The 15783-nt window shown below is 55.5% G+C and carries 16 protein-coding genes; 10 read left to right on the top strand and 6 right to left on the bottom strand.

Annotated features, from left to right (window positions below; translation table 11 throughout):
• The first annotated feature begins 108 nt into the window (after positions 1–108).
• The 3 genes from U869_RS0116650 to glpX all read left to right on the top strand — a co-directional run bounded on the left by U869_RS0116650 (position 109) and on the right by glpX (position 3638).
• Positions 109–954 (top strand): MIP/aquaporin family protein, encoded by an 846-nt coding sequence (locus U869_RS0116650; RefSeq protein WP_025121379.1) that lies wholly within the window; start codon positions 109–111, stop codon positions 952–954.
• A gap of 43 nt (positions 955–997) precedes the next feature.
• Complete coding sequence (glpK, locus tag U869_RS0116645; RefSeq protein WP_025121378.1) at positions 998–2506, top strand: glycerol kinase GlpK; 1509 nt, start codon at positions 998–1000, stop codon at positions 2504–2506.
• A gap of 121 nt (positions 2507–2627) precedes the next feature.
• Positions 2628–3638: a class II fructose-bisphosphatase gene (glpX, locus tag U869_RS0116640; RefSeq protein ID WP_025121377.1), complete on the top strand. Its 1011-nt coding sequence runs from the start codon at positions 2628–2630 to the stop codon at positions 3636–3638.
• Between the two features lie 44 nt (positions 3639–3682).
• On the opposite strand, the gene emrD is transcribed toward glpX, so the two are convergent.
• The gene (gene emrD, locus U869_RS0116635) at positions 3683–4867 is read right to left on the bottom strand and encodes a multidrug efflux MFS transporter EmrD (protein ID WP_025121376.1); all 1185 of its coding nucleotides are present in this window, start codon (positions 4865–4867) and stop codon (positions 3683–3685) included.
• A 308-nt stretch (positions 4868–5175) separates the two neighbouring features.
• Here emrD and U869_RS0116630 point away from each other — a divergent pair, with 308 nt between their 5' ends.
• Positions 5176–5799 carry a metalloregulator ArsR/SmtB family transcription factor gene (locus tag U869_RS0116630; protein WP_025121375.1) on the top strand — a complete coding sequence of 208 codons (624 nt, stop codon included), beginning with the start codon at positions 5176–5178 and terminating at the stop codon, positions 5797–5799.
• Positions 5800–5803: 4 nt separating this feature from the next.
• Entirely contained in the window at positions 5804–6547 is a 744-nt protein-coding gene (gene fpr / locus U869_RS0116625; protein WP_025121374.1) for a ferredoxin--NADP(+) reductase, read from the top strand.
• Between the two features lies 1 nt (position 6548).
• Here the strand turns inward: fpr and U869_RS0116620 are convergent, their stop codons facing one another.
• Complete coding sequence (locus tag U869_RS0116620; RefSeq protein WP_025121373.1) at positions 6549–6968, bottom strand: DUF805 domain-containing protein; 420 nt, start codon at positions 6966–6968, stop codon at positions 6549–6551.
• A gap of 195 nt (positions 6969–7163) precedes the next feature.
• Here U869_RS0116620 and U869_RS0116615 point away from each other — a divergent pair, with 195 nt between their 5' ends.
• Complete coding sequence (locus U869_RS0116615) at positions 7164–7751, top strand: DUF1454 family protein (RefSeq protein WP_025121372.1); 588 nt, start codon at positions 7164–7166, stop codon at positions 7749–7751.
• Between the two features lie 127 nt (positions 7752–7878).
• Positions 7879–8646 (top strand): triose-phosphate isomerase, encoded by a 768-nt coding sequence (gene tpiA, locus U869_RS0116610; RefSeq protein WP_025121371.1) that lies wholly within the window; start codon positions 7879–7881, stop codon positions 8644–8646.
• Between the two features lie 65 nt (positions 8647–8711).
• On the opposite strand, the gene U869_RS0116605 is transcribed toward tpiA, so the two are convergent.
• From U869_RS0116605 to cpxP, 4 genes are all read right to left on the bottom strand, one after another.
• Complete coding sequence (locus U869_RS0116605; RefSeq protein ID WP_025121370.1) at positions 8712–9701, bottom strand: sulfate ABC transporter substrate-binding protein; 990 nt, start codon at positions 9699–9701, stop codon at positions 8712–8714.
• 203 nt (positions 9702–9904) lie between these two features.
• Complete coding sequence (gene pfkA / locus U869_RS0116600; RefSeq protein WP_025121369.1) at positions 9905–10867, bottom strand: 6-phosphofructokinase; 963 nt, start codon at positions 10865–10867, stop codon at positions 9905–9907.
• A 231-nt stretch (positions 10868–11098) separates the two neighbouring features.
• Complete coding sequence (gene fieF, locus U869_RS0116595; protein WP_025121368.1) at positions 11099–12001, bottom strand: CDF family cation-efflux transporter FieF; 903 nt, start codon at positions 11999–12001, stop codon at positions 11099–11101.
• Between the two features lie 430 nt (positions 12002–12431).
• Positions 12432–12926: a cell-envelope stress modulator CpxP gene (gene cpxP, locus U869_RS0116590; protein ID WP_025121367.1), complete on the bottom strand. Its 495-nt coding sequence runs from the start codon at positions 12924–12926 to the stop codon at positions 12432–12434.
• Positions 12927–13075: 149 nt separating this feature from the next.
• Here cpxP and cpxR point away from each other — a divergent pair, with 149 nt between their 5' ends.
• Genes cpxR through trmL form a run of 3 tightly spaced genes read left to right on the top strand, consistent with a single transcriptional unit; the run spans position 13076 to position 15672 of the window.
• Positions 13076–13774: an envelope stress response regulator transcription factor CpxR gene (gene cpxR, locus U869_RS0116585; protein WP_025121366.1), complete on the top strand. Its 699-nt coding sequence runs from the start codon at positions 13076–13078 to the stop codon at positions 13772–13774.
• Positions 13771–15141, top strand: coding sequence for an envelope stress sensor histidine kinase CpxA (gene cpxA, locus U869_RS0116580; protein WP_025121365.1), 1371 nt, complete (start codon positions 13771–13773; stop codon positions 15139–15141). Before cpxR ends, cpxA begins: the two co-directional genes overlap by 4 nt.
• A 57-nt stretch (positions 15142–15198) precedes the next feature.
• On the top strand, positions 15199–15672 hold the full coding sequence (gene trmL, locus U869_RS0116575) for a tRNA (uridine(34)/cytosine(34)/5-carboxymethylaminomethyluridine(34)-2'-O)-methyltransferase TrmL (protein WP_021807233.1): 474 nt from the start codon (positions 15199–15201) through the stop codon (positions 15670–15672).
• The last annotated feature ends 111 nt before the right edge of the window (positions 15673–15783 follow it).

The following is a 15783-nucleotide window of genomic DNA, read 5'->3' as shown; positions in this document are numbered from 1 at the left end:
GTCCTCAACCGATAAGGGGATGTGAAGAAAAACTCTGTAGCCCAAGGCCGAAACGCCAATGCGCCAAGCCTAGATACCTATAACCGCCGTCTGCAGGACAAAAACATTATGAGCCAAACCATCAGTCCGACCTTAAAAGGCCAGTGCATCGCTGAATTCCTCGGCACCGGTCTGTTGATCTTCTTTGGCGTAGGCTGTGTTGCAGCGCTGAAACTGGCGGGCGCCAGCTTCGGTCAGTGGGAAATCAGCATCATTTGGGGCCTGGGGGTGGCAATGGCCATCTATCTGACCGCCGCCATTTCCGGTGCTCACCTGAACCCGGCTGTCACGCTCGCGCTGTGGCTGTTCGCCTGCTTTGATGGACGCAAAGTGCTCCCTTACATCGTTGCGCAAATTGCGGGGGCCTTCTGCGCGGCAGCACTGGTCTACGGGCTGTATTACAGCCTGTTCTACGATTTTGAAGCCGCCCACCAGATGGTACGTGGCAGCAACGAAAGCCTCGAGTTGGCCAGTATTTTCTCTACCTATCCAAATGCTCATATCTCTGTCGGCCAGGCCTTCCTGGTTGAAACTGTCATCACCGCCATCCTGATGTGCCTGATCCTGGCGCTGACCGACGACGGCAACGGCATTCCACGCGGCCCGCTGGCACCGCTGTTGATCGGTATTCTGATTGCCGTCATCGGCGCCTCTATGGGACCATTGACCGGTTTTGCACTGAACCCGGCGCGTGACTTCGGCCCGAAACTGTTCGCCTACATGGCAGGCTGGGGCAACGTGGCCTTCACTGGCGCTCGTGATATCCCATACTTCCTGGTACCGATCTTCGGCCCAATTGTCGGTGCTGGCCTGGGAGCCTTTGGTTATCGCGCACTGATCGGCCGCCATCTGCCTTGTGACGTTTGCGTCGAGGAACAGCAACCCGCTCCTAAATCAGAACAACGTAAAGCGTGATTGGCACAGCTTTAAACGGTTAACAACAGCAGGACTCAAACTTATGACAACCGAAAAAAAATACATTGTCGCCCTCGACCAGGGAACCACCAGTTCACGTGCCGTAGTGCTCGATCACGATGCCAATATCGTTGCGGTTTCACAGCGGGAATTCACCCAGATTTACCCGAAAGCCGGCTGGGTCGAGCACGACCCGATGGAAATCTGGTCCTCACAGAGTTCCACCCTGGTTGAAGTGCTGGCCAAAGCCGACATCAGCTCTGACCAAATTGCCGGGATCGGCATTACCAACCAGCGTGAAACTACCATCGTCTGGGAAAAAGAGACCGGTAAACCGATCTATAACGCCATCGTCTGGCAATGCCGCCGTACCGCCGACATCTGTGAAAAGCTCAAGCGCGACGGCTTGGAAGAATATATCCGCCACAACACCGGCCTGGTGGTTGACCCTTATTTCTCGGGAACCAAGGTCAAGTGGATCCTCGACCACGTCGAAGGCGCTCGTGAGCGTGCCAAGCGTGGTGAACTGCTGTTCGGTACCGTCGACACCTGGCTGGTATGGAAGATGACCCAAGGGCGGGTCCACGTCACCGACTACACCAACGCCTCACGTACCATGATGTTCAACATCCATGAGCTGGACTGGGACGAGCGCATGCTGGAAGCGCTGGATATCCCACGTGCCATGCTGCCAACGGTTCGTCCTTCTTCAGAAGTGTACGGCCAGACCAACATCGGGGGGAAAGGTGGTACGCGTATTCCTATCGCCGGGATCGCCGGTGACCAGCAGGCGGCACTGTATGGCCAGCTGTGCGTCCAACCGGGTATGGCGAAAAACACCTACGGTACCGGCTGCTTCCTGCTGATGAATACCGGCAAAGAGGCCGTGCGTTCCAACCACGGCCTTCTGACGACCATCGCCTGTGGCCCACGCGGTGAAGTGAACTATGCGCTGGAAGGGGCAGTGTTTATTGGCGGGGCTTCTATCCAGTGGTTGCGCGACGAACTGAAACTGATCAGCGATGCCGCCGACTCCGAATACTTCGCCACCAAAGTCAAAGACAGCAACGGCGTCTACGTGGTGCCCGCCTTTACCGGCCTGGGTGCGCCATATTGGGACCCGTATGCTCGTGGTGCCATCTTCGGCCTGACCCGTGGTGTAAACAGCAACCACATCATCCGCGCTACGCTGGAGTCTATCGCCTACCAGACCCGCGACGTGCTGGATGCCATGCAGGCCGATGCCAATACCCGTCTGCAAGCGCTGCGGGTGGACGGTGGTGCGGTATCCAACAACTTCCTGATGCAGTTCCAGTCCGATATCCTCGGTACCCGTGTCGAGCGTCCTGAGGTGCGTGAAGTGACGGCGTTGGGCGCGGCATTCCTGGCCGGGCTGGCGATTGGCTACTGGAACGATCTGGACGAGGTGAAGAGCAAAGCCACCATCGAGCGCGAATTCCGCCCGGGTATCGAAACCACCGAGCGTAACTTCCGCTACAGCGGCTGGAAAAAGGCCGTGGCTCGTGCGCAAGCCTGGGAAGATCACGACTAAATCGCTTTACGCTGTAACAGCGCTGCCTGCGGGCAGCGTTTTTTTTGCCTCGCCCTGCCGCCTGCCCCCTGTGGTAAACTTTGTCGATAATTTCTTCCCTTTACTCACTGACAGGTCTGCCATGAAACGTGAATTAGCCATCGAATTTTCCCGCGTCACCGAAGCCGCCGCTCTTGCTGGTTATAAATGGTTGGGGCGCGGCGATAAAAACGCCGCCGACGGTGCCGCCGTCAATGCCATGCGCATTATGCTCAACAGGGTGGATATCGATGGCCGGATCGTGATCGGCGAAGGCGAGATTGATGAAGCGCCAATGCTGTATATCGGCGAAAACGTTGGTACCGGCCTGGGTGACGCAGTGGATATCGCGGTCGACCCGATCGAAGGCACACGCATGACCGCTATGGGGCAGTCTAATGCGCTGGCGGTACTGGCGGTGGGCGATCGTGGCACCTTCCTGCACGCCCCCGATATGTACATGGAAAAACTGGTGGTCGGCCCGCAGGCCCATGGAGCTATCGACCTCAACCTGCCACTGACGGAAAACCTGATCAACATTGCCGCCCGCCTGGGTAAGCCGTTGAGCGAACTCACGGTGATCACGCTGGCCAAACCGCGCCACGACGCAGTGATCGCAGAAATGCAGCAACTTGGGGTGAAGGTCTTCGCCATTCCCGATGGGGATGTCGCGGCATCGATCCTGACCTGTATGCCGGAAAGCGAAGTGGACGTGATGTATGGCATCGGTGGCGCACCGGAAGGCGTGATCTCTGCCGCAGTGATCCGGGCGCTGGATGGCGATATGCAGGCCCGCCTGTTAGCACGCCATCAGGTTAAAGGGGACAATGAAGAAAACCGCCGCATCGGCGAGCAGGAACTGGCCCGCTGTAAAGAAATGGGCATCGAAGCCGGTAAGGTACTGTTGCTGGATGACATGGCGCGCAACGATAACGTGATATTTGCCGCGACGGGGATCACCAAGGGCGACCTGTTGGAAGGCATCAGCCGCAAAGGCAATATGGCCACGACCGAAACCCTGTTAATCCGGGGTAAATCGCGCACTATCCGCCGTATTCGTTCGACCCACTATCTGGATCGCAAAGACGAGGCGCTGCACGAATTCCTGCTGTAAAAACTGTGGTTAAGGGGACGTAGCATGCTGCGCCCCCTTCTCGATTAGACAGTATGCCCTTGGTGCTGCATACGGGTAGATAGCGGCCACCAGCACAGCAAGATCAGCAACGCCATGGCAAACATCAGCAACCCAAGGCTGAACTGCCCGGTTTGCGGCAGCATCGCCGACAGCCAGGTCGCCAGACCAGACCCCATGTTCTGCATACCGCCAACTAAAGCACCGGCTGCCCCTGCCAGATAAGGGAACGGCTCCATCGCGCCAGTGGTCGCCAGGGGGAATAGCATCCCGGCACCGAAGAAGAACAACGCCGCAGGCACGATCAACGTCCAGATGTTCATCACCCCGAACCAGCCGGGGATCCACATCATCAGCCCCGCCAACAGGCAACTGATCACCGAGTGCCACATCAGGCTGTGGAAAGATTTGCCGTCACGCCCGGCATACCAGGCGCCAAAGAACGCCGCCGGGATCGGCAAGATAAACAGGATACTGACGGTCAAACCGCTCAGCCCCAGCACCCCACCCATCAGCACGCCGCAGCTGGCTTCAAATACGGCAATCCCAGCCAGGGCACCGATCAGCATCACCAGATAGCAACTGAAGGTGCCATCCGCCAGCAGTTGGCGGAAGCTGGAAAACATGCGGCGCTTTTCCGTTTGCTGCGGCCGGGTTTCAGGCAGCCAGCGGAACATGGCAAATGCCACGCCGGCGCAAAGCACCAACAGGAAGGCATAACAGGCCCGCCAGCCAAACACCATTGCCAACGCCCCACCAATCACCGGCGCCAACAGCGGGCTGACCAGAATACCCATATTCAGCAGGCTATTGGCGTAACGCAGGGAAGTCCCCGCGTACAGATCGCGTGGCATGGTTCTGGCCATCACACCTGCCACACCGGTTCCCATCCCCTGAATGGCGCTGGCGGCTACCAGCATCGGTAAGCTGCTGGACAGCAAAGCCCCCAAAGCACCGAGCAGGAAAATCATCATACCGGCCAGGATCACCGGGCGGCGGCCAATACGATCGGAGAGCGGCCCGTAGATCAACTGCGAAAAACCGTAGGTCATCAGGTAAGCCGCCATGACGCGCTGCACGGAGCCGGAAGGCACCGAGAGGTCGTGGGCAATATCGGCGATAATAGGCACATAAATGGTTTGCGCCATCTGACCGACAGCCACCAGCAGGATCAGCATCACCAGCAGGTGAAAATTCTCAATTTTTCTCATTATCTTCATTACGTTATTCAGTCTTGCGCCACTCAACCCCGCCCAATCATCCGGTGGGAACCACAGAGCACCTACTCAGCGCCGCATAAGCTAACAAATCTGATTTTTTTAGCGAGTTTCAGGCAGATATAGATCGCCGTCACACTGGCATCTATCGCTACCAGTGTCGTAAATCAAACTGTACGTATCGGTAGGCATAACGGGAAAGAGTTAAAAATGATAAACTTGCAACAGATTAGCTTTAACACTTAATCGATAATTATTTCCATCAACTTGAAATAAGATACTGCCACAGGGATTTGGGTTTTATGAAAACGCCAGAGCTGATTTTATTGCAGTTAAAAACCTTGGGTCCTCATTCTGCCAAAATGCTGGCAGAGCGGCTGGATATCACGCCGATGGGGATCCGCCAGCATCTGCAATCCCTTGAACAACGTGAGCTGGTTTGCTACGAGGAAACGCGCGCCAAAGTCGGCCGCCCGACGCGTTACTGGTCGTTGACTCAGCAGGGCCATGCCCAGTTTGCCGACGGACACGATCGGCTTTCGGCTATTTTGCTGGAGTCGGCACATGAGCTGTTCGGTGCCGAGGGCATCGACAAGCTGATCCGCGCGCGGGAGGATAAACTTTATCACCGGTACGCCGATGAGCTGGCAGAGGAAGACAATCACCTCGGCAGACTCAACCGCCTGGTTAGCCTGCGCCAGCGTGATGGCTATATGGCGGAGTTGTTGGAAAGCCCACAGGGTATGTTACTGGTGGAAAACCACTGCCCGATCGGCGTGGCAGCCCATACTTGCAGCAACCTGTGCAACTCCGAGCTGCAGCTGTTCCATCGCCTGTTTGGTAAAGGCTACCGGATAGAACGCACCGCGCATGCCATCTCCGGCTCACGACATTGTGCTTATTTGATCCGACCACGGGAGCGTTAAAAGTATGGCTGAATGGGTTAATGGTAAAGTGACACGGGTGCAACACTGGACCGATGGCTTGTTCAGCATCACAGTCGATGCCCCGATCGACAGCTTCACCGCCGGGCAGTTTGCCAAGCTGTCGCTGGAAATTGACGGCGAACGCGTTCAGCGCGCTTATTCTTACGTTAACGCCCCCAGCGATCCCAACCTGGAGTTTTATCTGGTCACGGTACCGGAAGGGAAACTTAGCCCAAGGCTCCATCAATTGCAGCCCGGTGCGGAAGTATTGGTCACCAAAGAAGCCGCTGGATTCCTTGTGCTCGAAGAGGTGCCAGATTGCGATACCTTATGGATGCTGGCCACCGGTACCGCCATCGGCCCTTATCTGTCGATTTTGCAAGAAGGCAAGGATCTGGAGCGCTTCAACAATCTGGTGCTGGTGCACGCCGCACGCTTTGCCCGCGATCTCAGCTACCTGCCATTGATGCAGCAGTTGCAGCAACGTTTTAATGGCAAATTGCGTATTCAGACCGTGGTCAGCCGTGAAGAGGTGGCTGGCTCATTGACCGGGCGCGTTCCCGCTCTGCTGGCGGACGGACGGCTGGAAGCAGCGGTAGGTTTAACCCTGGATGCCGAAACCAGCCATGTGATGCTGTGCGGCAACCCGCAGATGGTGCGAGATACCCAGCAAACGCTGAAGAAGTACCAGATGCGCAAACACCTGCGCCGCAAGCCTGGCCATATCACCAGCGAGCATTACTGGTAGTTCAGCGGAATTTTACCGGTTCGGCCTCTGGCCCGAATCGGTTATCCCCAGGGGTGCCAAGAAAAGCCCCCAGATCGATCGCCATCATCACCACAATCAGCGTCGGAATAAAACGCCCTACGCCCCACTGCCAGACCGGTGCCAGCATCTGCCAGTTACCGGCCGCCAATATCCACGCCAGGATCAGTAGCAAGGCCCACCAGCCCTTTTTATTTCGATCGTGCAGACGCTTGACCAGCACCGCCGACGTTGGCCACAGCAGCGCCACAATACAAAAGGCGATGGTCTGGATCGCCACCACATCGTAGTTGGCCAGCGTGAAAGCCACCGCCATCAACACCACCCAGACTGCCATCCAGATCCAGAAGTCACGCCGCCCGATACGGCCATTAAAGGAAAAACACCATTGCTGTAAGGTCATCGATTCATGCACTCTTGGCCTGCCCATATTCTGCGCCGCAGTGTAACATAGGCCATGCCGGGTTGAGCTAACCCCGGTAAAGCGCAGACCATCGCACCGCCTTACGTCAGCAAACGACAATCACGCGGAATTTTTGACATTTCACCCGGGTTATCGTTTTAATCGGAGTCATCTTTGTTACCGATGCCGTATACCATGCTGAAGAAAATCATCGTTATTGCCTGTCTGTACTCCGCCATCGGCAGTGCCTGGGCCGATCCACCGGATGCACCAACCGAAGCCCCGGCGAACGCCCCCTATCTGCTGGCTGGCGCGCCCACCTTCGACCTGACGGTGGTGCAATTTCGCGAAAAGTACAACCGCGACAACCCAACGTTGCCGATTGGTGAATTTCGCGTCGTCCCATCAAGAGAGGATGACTCGCCTTTACTGACCCGCGCGGCCAGCAAGATTAATGAAAATCTGTACGCCTCTACCGCGCTGGAAAAAGGCACCGGTAAAATTAAAACCATGCAGATCACCCATTTGCTATTGCAAGATAGCGAAGAGAAAGCGGCCAGAGCCATCGCGGTGAACTACATGGCCGCCTTGAGCCGCCAGTTTGAACCGACCCTCACCGTAGAGGAAAGCATCATCAAGGTGAACAACCTGCTGGAAAAAGGTAAAGGCTCCTACTTTTACCAGCAACAGGTCGGGGCAATACGCTATGTGGTGGCAGATAACGGCGATAAAGGGGTAACTTTCGCCGTTGAACCGATTAAGCTGACGCTATCTGAACCCTGATACCCCCGCAATTAATGACAAAAAGCAAAGCCTTTGCATTGATTCATCTCTATACTGTTGGGCAGGTAAACTGCCTGTCCGGCAGTTGTCATTTAGACTCTCGCGTCCCCTTTTTGGAGGAAAACACATGCGTCATCCATTAGTAATGGGTAACTGGAAGCTTAACGGCAGCGTTCACATGGTTAACGAACTGATCGCCGCCCTGCGTAAAGAACTGAGCAGCGTTGACGGTTGCGGCGTTGCCATCGCACCTCCGGTCATGTATCTGGATCTGGCCAAGCACGAGCTGGCTGGCAGCCGCATCGCACTGGGCGCACAGAACGTCGACATCAACCTGTCCGGCGCTTTCACCGGTGAAGTTTCTGCCACCATGCTCAAAGACGTCGGTGCTGAATACATCATCATCGGCCACTCAGAGCGCCGCACCTATCACAAAGAAACCGACGCAGCCATCGCAGAGAAATTTGCCGTGCTGAAAGCCGCTGGCCTGATCCCTGTGCTGTGCATCGGTGAAACCGAAGCAGAAAACGAAGCGGGTAAAACCGAAGAAGTTTGTGCTCGTCAGATCGACGCCGTGCTGAAAACTCAGGGCGCTGAAGCGTTCAAAGGCACCGTCATCGCTTATGAGCCAGTGTGGGCTATCGGTACCGGTAAATCTGCTACCCCAGCGCAAGCTCAGGCAGTACACAAATTTATCCGTGACCATATCGCCAAGCAAGACGCTGCGGTCGCTGCCGAAGTGATCATCCAGTACGGCGGTTCCGTTAACGATAAGAACGCCGCAGAGCTGTTTGCTCAGCCAGACATCGACGGCGCGCTGGTTGGCGGCGCATCACTGAAAGCTGACGCTTTCGCCGTGATCGTCAAAGCCGCTGCCCTGGCGAAAAAAGCCTGATTTAATCCGGCCTGAAATGACAAAACCCCGGCATGCCGGGGTTTTTTATGGCCACAATCTGGCGATCAGCGTTTGCTGATCTCGTCAAAGATCCCGCCGGTGGCAAAGTGCACCTTCTGCGCTTCGGTCCAGCCACCAAAGGTGTCATCCACGGTGAACAACTTCAGCTTGGGGAACTGTTCGGCGAATTTGGCCGCGACGGCCGCATCACGTGGGCGATAGTAGTTGTGTGCCGCAATGGTCTGGCCTTCCGGTGAATACAGATATTTCAGGTAAGCCGTCGCCACATCACGGGTGCCACGCTTATCAACCACCTTGTCGACCACCGACACCGTCGGCTCCGCCAAAATAGATTCGCTCGGGGTGATAATTTCGAACTTGTCTTTGCCCAGCTCTTTTTCTGCCAACAAGGCTTCATTTTCCCAGGCGATCAACACGTCACCAATCCCACGCTCAACGAAGGTATTGGTTGCGCCGCGAGCGCCGGAATCCAGCACTTCCACGTTACGATATAGCTGTTTGACGAACTCCTGAGCCTTGGCTTTATCGCCACCGTTCTGGTGCAAAGCGTAGCCCCAGGCAGCCAGGTAGTTCCAACGGGCTCCGCCAGAGGTTTTCGGGTTCGGGGTAATAATCGACACGCCAGGTTTCACCAGGTCGGCCCAATCGTGGATCTGTTTTGGGTTGCCCTTACGCACCAGGAAAACGATGGTTGAGGTATAAGGTGCCGAGTTGTCGGGCAGGCGTTTGATCCAGGCTTTATCAATGCGGCCACGTTCGGCAATGGCATCGACGTCGTAGGCCAGCGCCAGCGTCACCACATCCGCTTCGATGCCGTTAATCACCGAGGTCGCCTGCTTGCCGGAGCCGCCGTGGGACTGGCGCACGGTAACCTGATCGCCGGTCTGCTGTTGCCAATACTTACCAAACGCCGTGTTGTATTCCTGGTAGAACTCACGCGTTGGATCGTATGAGACGTTCAGCAGTTGAATATCTTTCGCCATGGCAGCCGATGCCAACAGCAGTAAAGTCAGACCCACACCCCATTTTTGCATTACTCGTTCCCCCAGGAAATGATACAACCTCAAGCGGTTGATTTAGCATCAAAGCCTGCCAGAAACTTTCCTCACAATTAAAGAATAAAAAATGTTGTACTAGACCATTCTGGAATATAGCGAGGACAGATAAAAAAAAGCCCCCAATAGAGGAGGCTTCGATTGATGGCCGCAGGGGCCGCCCGTTTGGCAGCAAGAGCGAATTAGTACAGCTTTTTCGCCGTTTCCAACCAGTCACCCTTGAACGGACGCTTCATGTTTTCGATCGCGTCAACGATGTCGTGGTGCACCATCTTCTCGTTCTGGATCCCTACGCAGCGGCCACCGTAACCTTGCAGCAGCAGGTCGATAGAGTAAGCGCCCATGCGGGAAGCCAGAATACGGTCATAAGCGACCGGTGAACCACCACGCTGAATGTGACCCAATACGGTAGCACGGGTCTCACGCTTGGTTTCCTGCTCGATATGGCGCGCCAGCTCGTCGATATCACAGATATGCTCGGTGATCGCGACGATGGCATGCTTTTTACCTTTGGCAATCCCGGCTTTAATTTCTTCAACCAGATCGTCACGGCTGAATTCGATTTCCGGCAGCACGATAAATTCACAACCACCGGCAATGGCTGCGGCCAGGGTCAGGTCACCACAATAACGCCCCATCACTTCCACGATAGAGATACGCTGGTGTGATGAAGAGGTATCACGCAGGCGGTCAATCGCTTCAACCACGGTTTCCAACGCGGTGAAGTAACCGATGGTGTAGTCGGTGCCCGCAACGTCGTTATCGATGGTGCCAGGCAGGCCGATGCAAGGGAAGCCTTCTTCGGTCAGGCGCTTCGCCCCCATATAGGAACCGTCACCGCCGATAACCACTAACGCATCAATGCCGCGGTTTTTCAGGTTTTCAATCGCCTTGGCGCGCACGCTGTCATCCCTGAACTCTGGAAAACGCGCAGAACCCAGGAAGGTGCCGCCGCGGTTGATCATGTCAGACACGCTGTAGCGGTCCAATTGCTCCATGCGATCTTCGTACAAACCAAGGTAGCCATCGTAAATACCAAATACTTCCAGACCTTCTGTGAGTGCAGCACGCACAACGCCACGAATGGCAGCGTTCATACCTGGGGCGTCACCGCCACTCGTCAGTACACCGATTTTCTTGATCATGACTACCTCTGAACTGTAGATGCAATTTCTTAAGAATTCTGTATTTGCCGACTCACCGGGTATCTCTCCCACGGCGGAAAACCAGCTTTACGGCTTTTATTGCTGGATATTATAACAAAAACACCCAGCTGAATTGATTCAGGTCACGCAACATCAAGGAAAAAACCTCATATGGCACCGTGAGCTAACTCAAGCGTTTCAATCCACCCAACATTGACCCATGCCAGTTGATTATAGTTCCCAATGGCCTTGTCGGCCTTGCGGAACAACTGAACAAGGATCCTGGTGAATAATCACGTCCGCCCCTGGGAAACGATGCAACAGTGCCTGCTCCACCTGTTCTGCCAGAATATGCGCCTGCATCAACGGCAGAGAGTCTTCCATCTCCAGATGCAACTGGATAAAACGTGTTGGCCCGGACTGCCGCGTACGCAGATCGTGAGCACCTTTCACCCCTGGCCAAGACGATACCACATCAATAATTATCTGACGCTCTTCATCCGGCAAGGCGCGATCCAACAGGGATTGTACCGCCTCGTAGCCCATACGCAGCGCGCTATAGAGAATATAAACCCCAATACCCAGGGCAAACAGCGCATCCGCACGGTGAAAGCCGTACCAGCTTAGCCCAAGTGCCACCAGAATAGCACCATTCATCATCACATCTGACTGATAATGCAGCATATCGGCCCGTACCGCCTGACTACGCGTTTTCCTTACCACCCAGCGCTGATAGGTCACCAGAACCATCGTGCTAATCAAGGCGATGACCGTCACGATCATACCGGTGCCGGGAGCATTGAGGGGTTGCGGGGAATAGAGATGCTGGAAGCCGGTCAGGAATAGGAATAGAGCAGAACCGGAAATAAACATGCTTTGCGCCAGCGCCGCCAGCGACTCGGCCTTGCCATGACCAAAGGTGTGTTCTTCATCGGCTGGCTGTAACGAGTAACGCACCACCAGCAGGTTGGTCAGCGACGCGGCAATATCCACCAACGAGTCCACCAGCGACGCCAACAGGCTGACTGAACCGGTGAGATACCAGGCAACGATCTTGATTATCAGCAGAACGGAGGCCATCCCGGTGGCGGCGAAAGCGGCGGACTGAACCAACCGCGCGTATTGCTGTTCCATAAAAAACCCCAACCAACGTTTAAGGGCTTCAGTATAACGGAATGTCAGGTAAAAAAAGTCCCGCCATCATTGCGAGAGGCTTGTCAGATAAACAAAAGAACCACCACATTACGTACAGTGACGCCCCTCACCCTAGCCATCTCCCAACAGAAAGAGGGGACAGGCCGTGCTACAAATTACCTCCTGCGCCTGACTGCGGCTCTGGACTGACTCCCTCTCCCCAGGCAAGTGTTCATGGGGTATCCAGATCGTACCGTGGGGGAGGGTTGGGGTGAGGGGAGATCGCGTTGCTTTGAAAATACAGAAATCTTTTGTACCAAAATTAACTTTTTGTTTTTTAATTGAATTATTTTTATAGGGATCAAAAAAAACCCCCTCATCATGAGGGGGAAGACAGGGATGGTGTCTATGGCAAGGAAAAAACAGGGGATTACTCAGTCATACTCAACTTCTGGGCAGAAGTTTGCTGCAAACCAGAAATCTGTTGCTTCATCTGCTGCATACGCTGCTGATGTTTCTGGTCTAAAACACTTTTTTGCTCTGGCGTCAGCAGGTTATACATTTGGTTGCGTACCCGGGCCATTTCGACCTGGCGCTTAACCTGTTCCTGAGCCATCTTTTCCGCCTGGGCCTGCACGGCGGCTTCATCAAATTTATCTGCGGTAACCAATTTATGCATGGTTTCCACTTCGTCTACATTAACACCAGGCATATCGTAGCGTGCCTGGCGCATCAAATCGCGCATTTGCTGGCGTTGCTGTTCGCTCAAGCGAACGCCGTCGAACATGTGATTCTGACCAAGTGCTCTCAACAGTGCATCATTAGCAGGAGGTTGGACAGTTTCCGGTGTAGTATCAGCAGCAAAGGCAGCGGTAGAACCTAATGCCAAAACTGATGCCATAACTACTGCGGCCACCTTAACCATTTTTACTCCTCGAGCTTTCTCACTTTGCGAATCAACGAGGAGCAGTGTATCGCTGCACCTGCAAACATGCGTCAGTGCATGTAAAACTACGTAAAGTCATGGAATGGCAACAGTTGATGACGTATTTTGCGTCAGGAGGTAAATCACATATGAATAAAATTCTGCTAGTTGACGACGACCGCGAGCTCACCTCGCTGCTGAAAGAACTGCTTGAAATGGAAGGCTTTAACATCGTTGTGGCACACGACGGTGAACAGGCGTTGTCGTTACTGGACAGCTCCATCGATCTGCTCTTGCTCGATATCATGATGCCGAAGAAGAACGGTATCGACACCTTGAAAGAATTGCGCCAGCACCACCAGACTCCGGTGATCATGCTGACGGCCCGTGGCAGCGAACTGGACCGGGTGCTTGGTCTGGAACTGGGTGCGGATGACTACCTGGCAAAACCCTTTAACGATCGCGAACTGGTTGCGCGCATCCGGGCCATCCTGCGCCGTTCCAACTGGAGCGAACAGCAGCAAAACGTGGATACCAGCGCACCGACGCTGGACGTTGACGGCCTGCAACTGAATCCCGGCCGCCAGGAAGCCAGCTTCGATGGGCAGGTGCTGGATCTGACGGGCACCGAATTTACCCTGTTATATCTGTTGGCCCAACATCTCGGCCAGGTGGTTTCCCGTGAACTCCTCAGCCAGGAAGTGCTGGGCAAACGCCTGACGCCGTTCGATCGCGCCATTGATATGCATATCTCCAACCTGCGGCGCAAACTGCCGGACCGCAAAGATGGGCATCCTTGGTTCAAAACCCTGCGCGGACGGGGCTATCTGATGGTATCTGCAACATGATCAACAGCTTGACGGCACGCATCTTCGCCATTTTCTGGTTCACATTGGCCCTGGTGCTGATGTTGGTGTTGATGGTGCCAAAACTCGACTCCCGCCAAATGACCACGTTGCTGGACAGCGAGCAGCGGCAGGGGTTGATGCTGGAACAGCACGTCGAGGCCGAACTGCAAAACGATCCGGCCAACGACCTGATGTGGTGGCGCCGCCTGTTCCGCGCCATCGAAAAATGGGCACCGCCAGGCCAACGCCTGTTGTTGGTCACCAGCGAAGGGCGAGTGATCGGCGCGCAGCGCAACGAAATGCAGATCGTGCGCAACTTTATCGGCCAGTCGGACAACTCCGATCAGCCGAAAAAGAAAAAATATGGCCGCGTCGAACTGGTTGGCCCGTTCTCGGTACGTGATGGTGAAGACAATTATCAGCTGTACCTGATCCGCCCGGCCAACAGCCCGCAATCCGATTTTATCAACCTGATGTTCGACCGGCCTTTGTTGCTGCTGATCGTCACCATGTTGATCAGCGCCCCGCTGCTGTTGTGGCTGGCCTGGAGCCTGGCCAAACCGGCGCGCAAGCTGAAAAACGCCGCCGATGATGTCGCACGTGGCAACCTCAAGCAACACCCAGAGTTGGAGGCTGGGCCGCAGGAATTCCTTGCCACCGGGGCCAGTTTCAACCAGATGGTCAGCGCACTCGAAAGGATGATGACGGCCCAGCAACGGCTGATTTCCGATATCTCCCACGAACTGCGCACCCCGTTAACGCGTCTGCAACTGGCCACCGCCCTGATGCGCCGCCGCCATGGGGAAGGCCATGAACTGGCACGTATCGAGACCGAAGCCCAACGGCTGGACTCGATGATCAACGATCTGCTGGTGCTCTCCCGCGGCCAACAGAAAAGCGAACTGGTACGCGAACTGCTTAAGGCCAACGATCTGTGGGCAGACGTGCTGGACAACGCCAGTTTCGAAGCCGAACAGATGGGCAAGCAGTTGGAGGTCACCGCCCCTCCAGGCCCATGGACGATTTACGGCAACGCAGGTGCCCTAGACAGCGCGCTGGAGAACATTGTGCGTAATGCCCTGCGTTACTCCAACACACGCATCGCGGTGGCATTCAGCGCCGATAATCAGGGCATCACGATTGTGGTGGACGACGACGGCCCTGGCGTCAGCCCGGAAGATCGCGAGCAGATTTTCCGGCCGTTCTATCGCACCGATGAAGCGCGCGATCGCCAATCCGGTGGTACCGGGCTGGGCTTGGCCATTGTTGAATCCGCCGTCAATCAGCATCGCGGCTGGGTGAAAGCGGAAGACAGCCCGCTGGGTGGCCTGCGCCTGGTGTTGTGGTTGCCGCTGCATCAGCGTTAATCGCCAGCACCCAAAGATTTTGCTATTCTGCGCCCCTCGTCATGAGGGGCTTTTTACATGCTGAATATCGTTTTATTTGAACCTGAAATTCCACCGAACACCGGCAACATCATTCGCCTGTGCGCCAATACCGGTTTTCAACTGCATCTGATCGAACCTATGGGCTTCCCGTGGGACGACAAACGCCTGCGCCGTGCCGGGTTGGACTATCATGAGTTTGCCTGCATCAAGCGCCATGCTGACTATGCCGCCTTCCTCGCCAGCGAAAATCCACAGCGGCTGTTTGCCCTCACCACCAAAGGCACGCCTGCGCATAGCGCGGTCAGCTATCAGGCTGGAGACTATCTGCTGTTTGGCCCGGAGACCCGTGGCCTGCCCGCCAGCATTCTGGATGCGTTGCCCGCACAGCAGAAGATCCGCATTCCCATGCAGGCCCAGAGCCGCAGCATGAACCTGTCCAACGCCGTCTCGGTGGTGGTTTATGAAGCCTGGCGTCAACTGGGTTATGCGGGCGCACTACTCAAAGAGTAATCCCTATTGGGCGATCACACATCGCCCGATCGTTCCCTGCCAAATTTGTGATCGTCAGCATCCACACCCGCTGAATTTTGCCATGCTCCTCCCTCATCCGGCAGCCAACCG

This window comes from Serratia sp. H1w (assembly GCF_000633355.1).
In the GTDB taxonomy this organism is placed as follows: domain Bacteria; phylum Pseudomonadota; class Gammaproteobacteria; order Enterobacterales; family Enterobacteriaceae; genus Chania.
Note: the sequence above shows the minus strand (reverse complement) of the source record. Positions and strands in the feature narration are given on the sequence as shown.

Excerpts from the sequence above, each read along its gene's own strand:
- fpr (WP_025121374.1), top strand. The coding sequence starts at position 5,804 with ATGGCTGAATGGGTTAATGGTAAAGTGACACGGGTGCAACACTGGACC.
- U869_RS0116605 (WP_025121370.1), bottom strand. The coding sequence starts at position 9,701 with ATGCAAAAATGGGGTGTGGGTCTGACTTTACTGCTGTTGGCATCGGCT.
- glpX (WP_025121377.1), top strand. The coding sequence starts at position 2,628 with ATGAAACGTGAATTAGCCATCGAATTTTCCCGCGTCACCGAAGCCGCC.
- U869_RS0116620 (WP_025121373.1), bottom strand. The coding sequence starts at position 6,968 with ATGACCTTACAGCAATGGTGTTTTTCCTTTAATGGCCGTATCGGGCGG.
- U869_RS0116630 (WP_025121375.1), top strand. The coding sequence starts at position 5,176 with ATGAAAACGCCAGAGCTGATTTTATTGCAGTTAAAAACCTTGGGTCCT.
- emrD (WP_025121376.1), bottom strand. The coding sequence starts at position 4,867 with ATGAGAAAAATTGAGAATTTTCACCTGCTGGTGATGCTGATCCTGCTG.
- U869_RS0116650 (WP_025121379.1), top strand. The coding sequence starts at position 109 with ATGAGCCAAACCATCAGTCCGACCTTAAAAGGCCAGTGCATCGCTGAA.
- fieF (WP_025121368.1), bottom strand. The coding sequence starts at position 12,001 with ATGGAACAGCAATACGCGCGGTTGGTTCAGTCCGCCGCTTTCGCCGCC.
- cpxA (WP_025121365.1), top strand. The coding sequence starts at position 13,771 with ATGATCAACAGCTTGACGGCACGCATCTTCGCCATTTTCTGGTTCACA.
- U869_RS0116615 (WP_025121372.1), top strand. The coding sequence starts at position 7,164 with ATGCTGAAGAAAATCATCGTTATTGCCTGTCTGTACTCCGCCATCGGC.
- cpxR (WP_025121366.1), top strand. The coding sequence starts at position 13,076 with ATGAATAAAATTCTGCTAGTTGACGACGACCGCGAGCTCACCTCGCTG.
- pfkA (WP_025121369.1), bottom strand. The coding sequence starts at position 10,867 with ATGATCAAGAAAATCGGTGTACTGACGAGTGGCGGTGACGCCCCAGGT.
- glpK (WP_025121378.1), top strand. The coding sequence starts at position 998 with ATGACAACCGAAAAAAAATACATTGTCGCCCTCGACCAGGGAACCACC.
- cpxP (WP_025121367.1), bottom strand. The coding sequence starts at position 12,926 with ATGGTTAAGGTGGCCGCAGTAGTTATGGCATCAGTTTTGGCATTAGGT.
- trmL (WP_021807233.1), top strand. The coding sequence starts at position 15,199 with ATGCTGAATATCGTTTTATTTGAACCTGAAATTCCACCGAACACCGGC.
- tpiA (WP_025121371.1), top strand. The coding sequence starts at position 7,879 with ATGCGTCATCCATTAGTAATGGGTAACTGGAAGCTTAACGGCAGCGTT.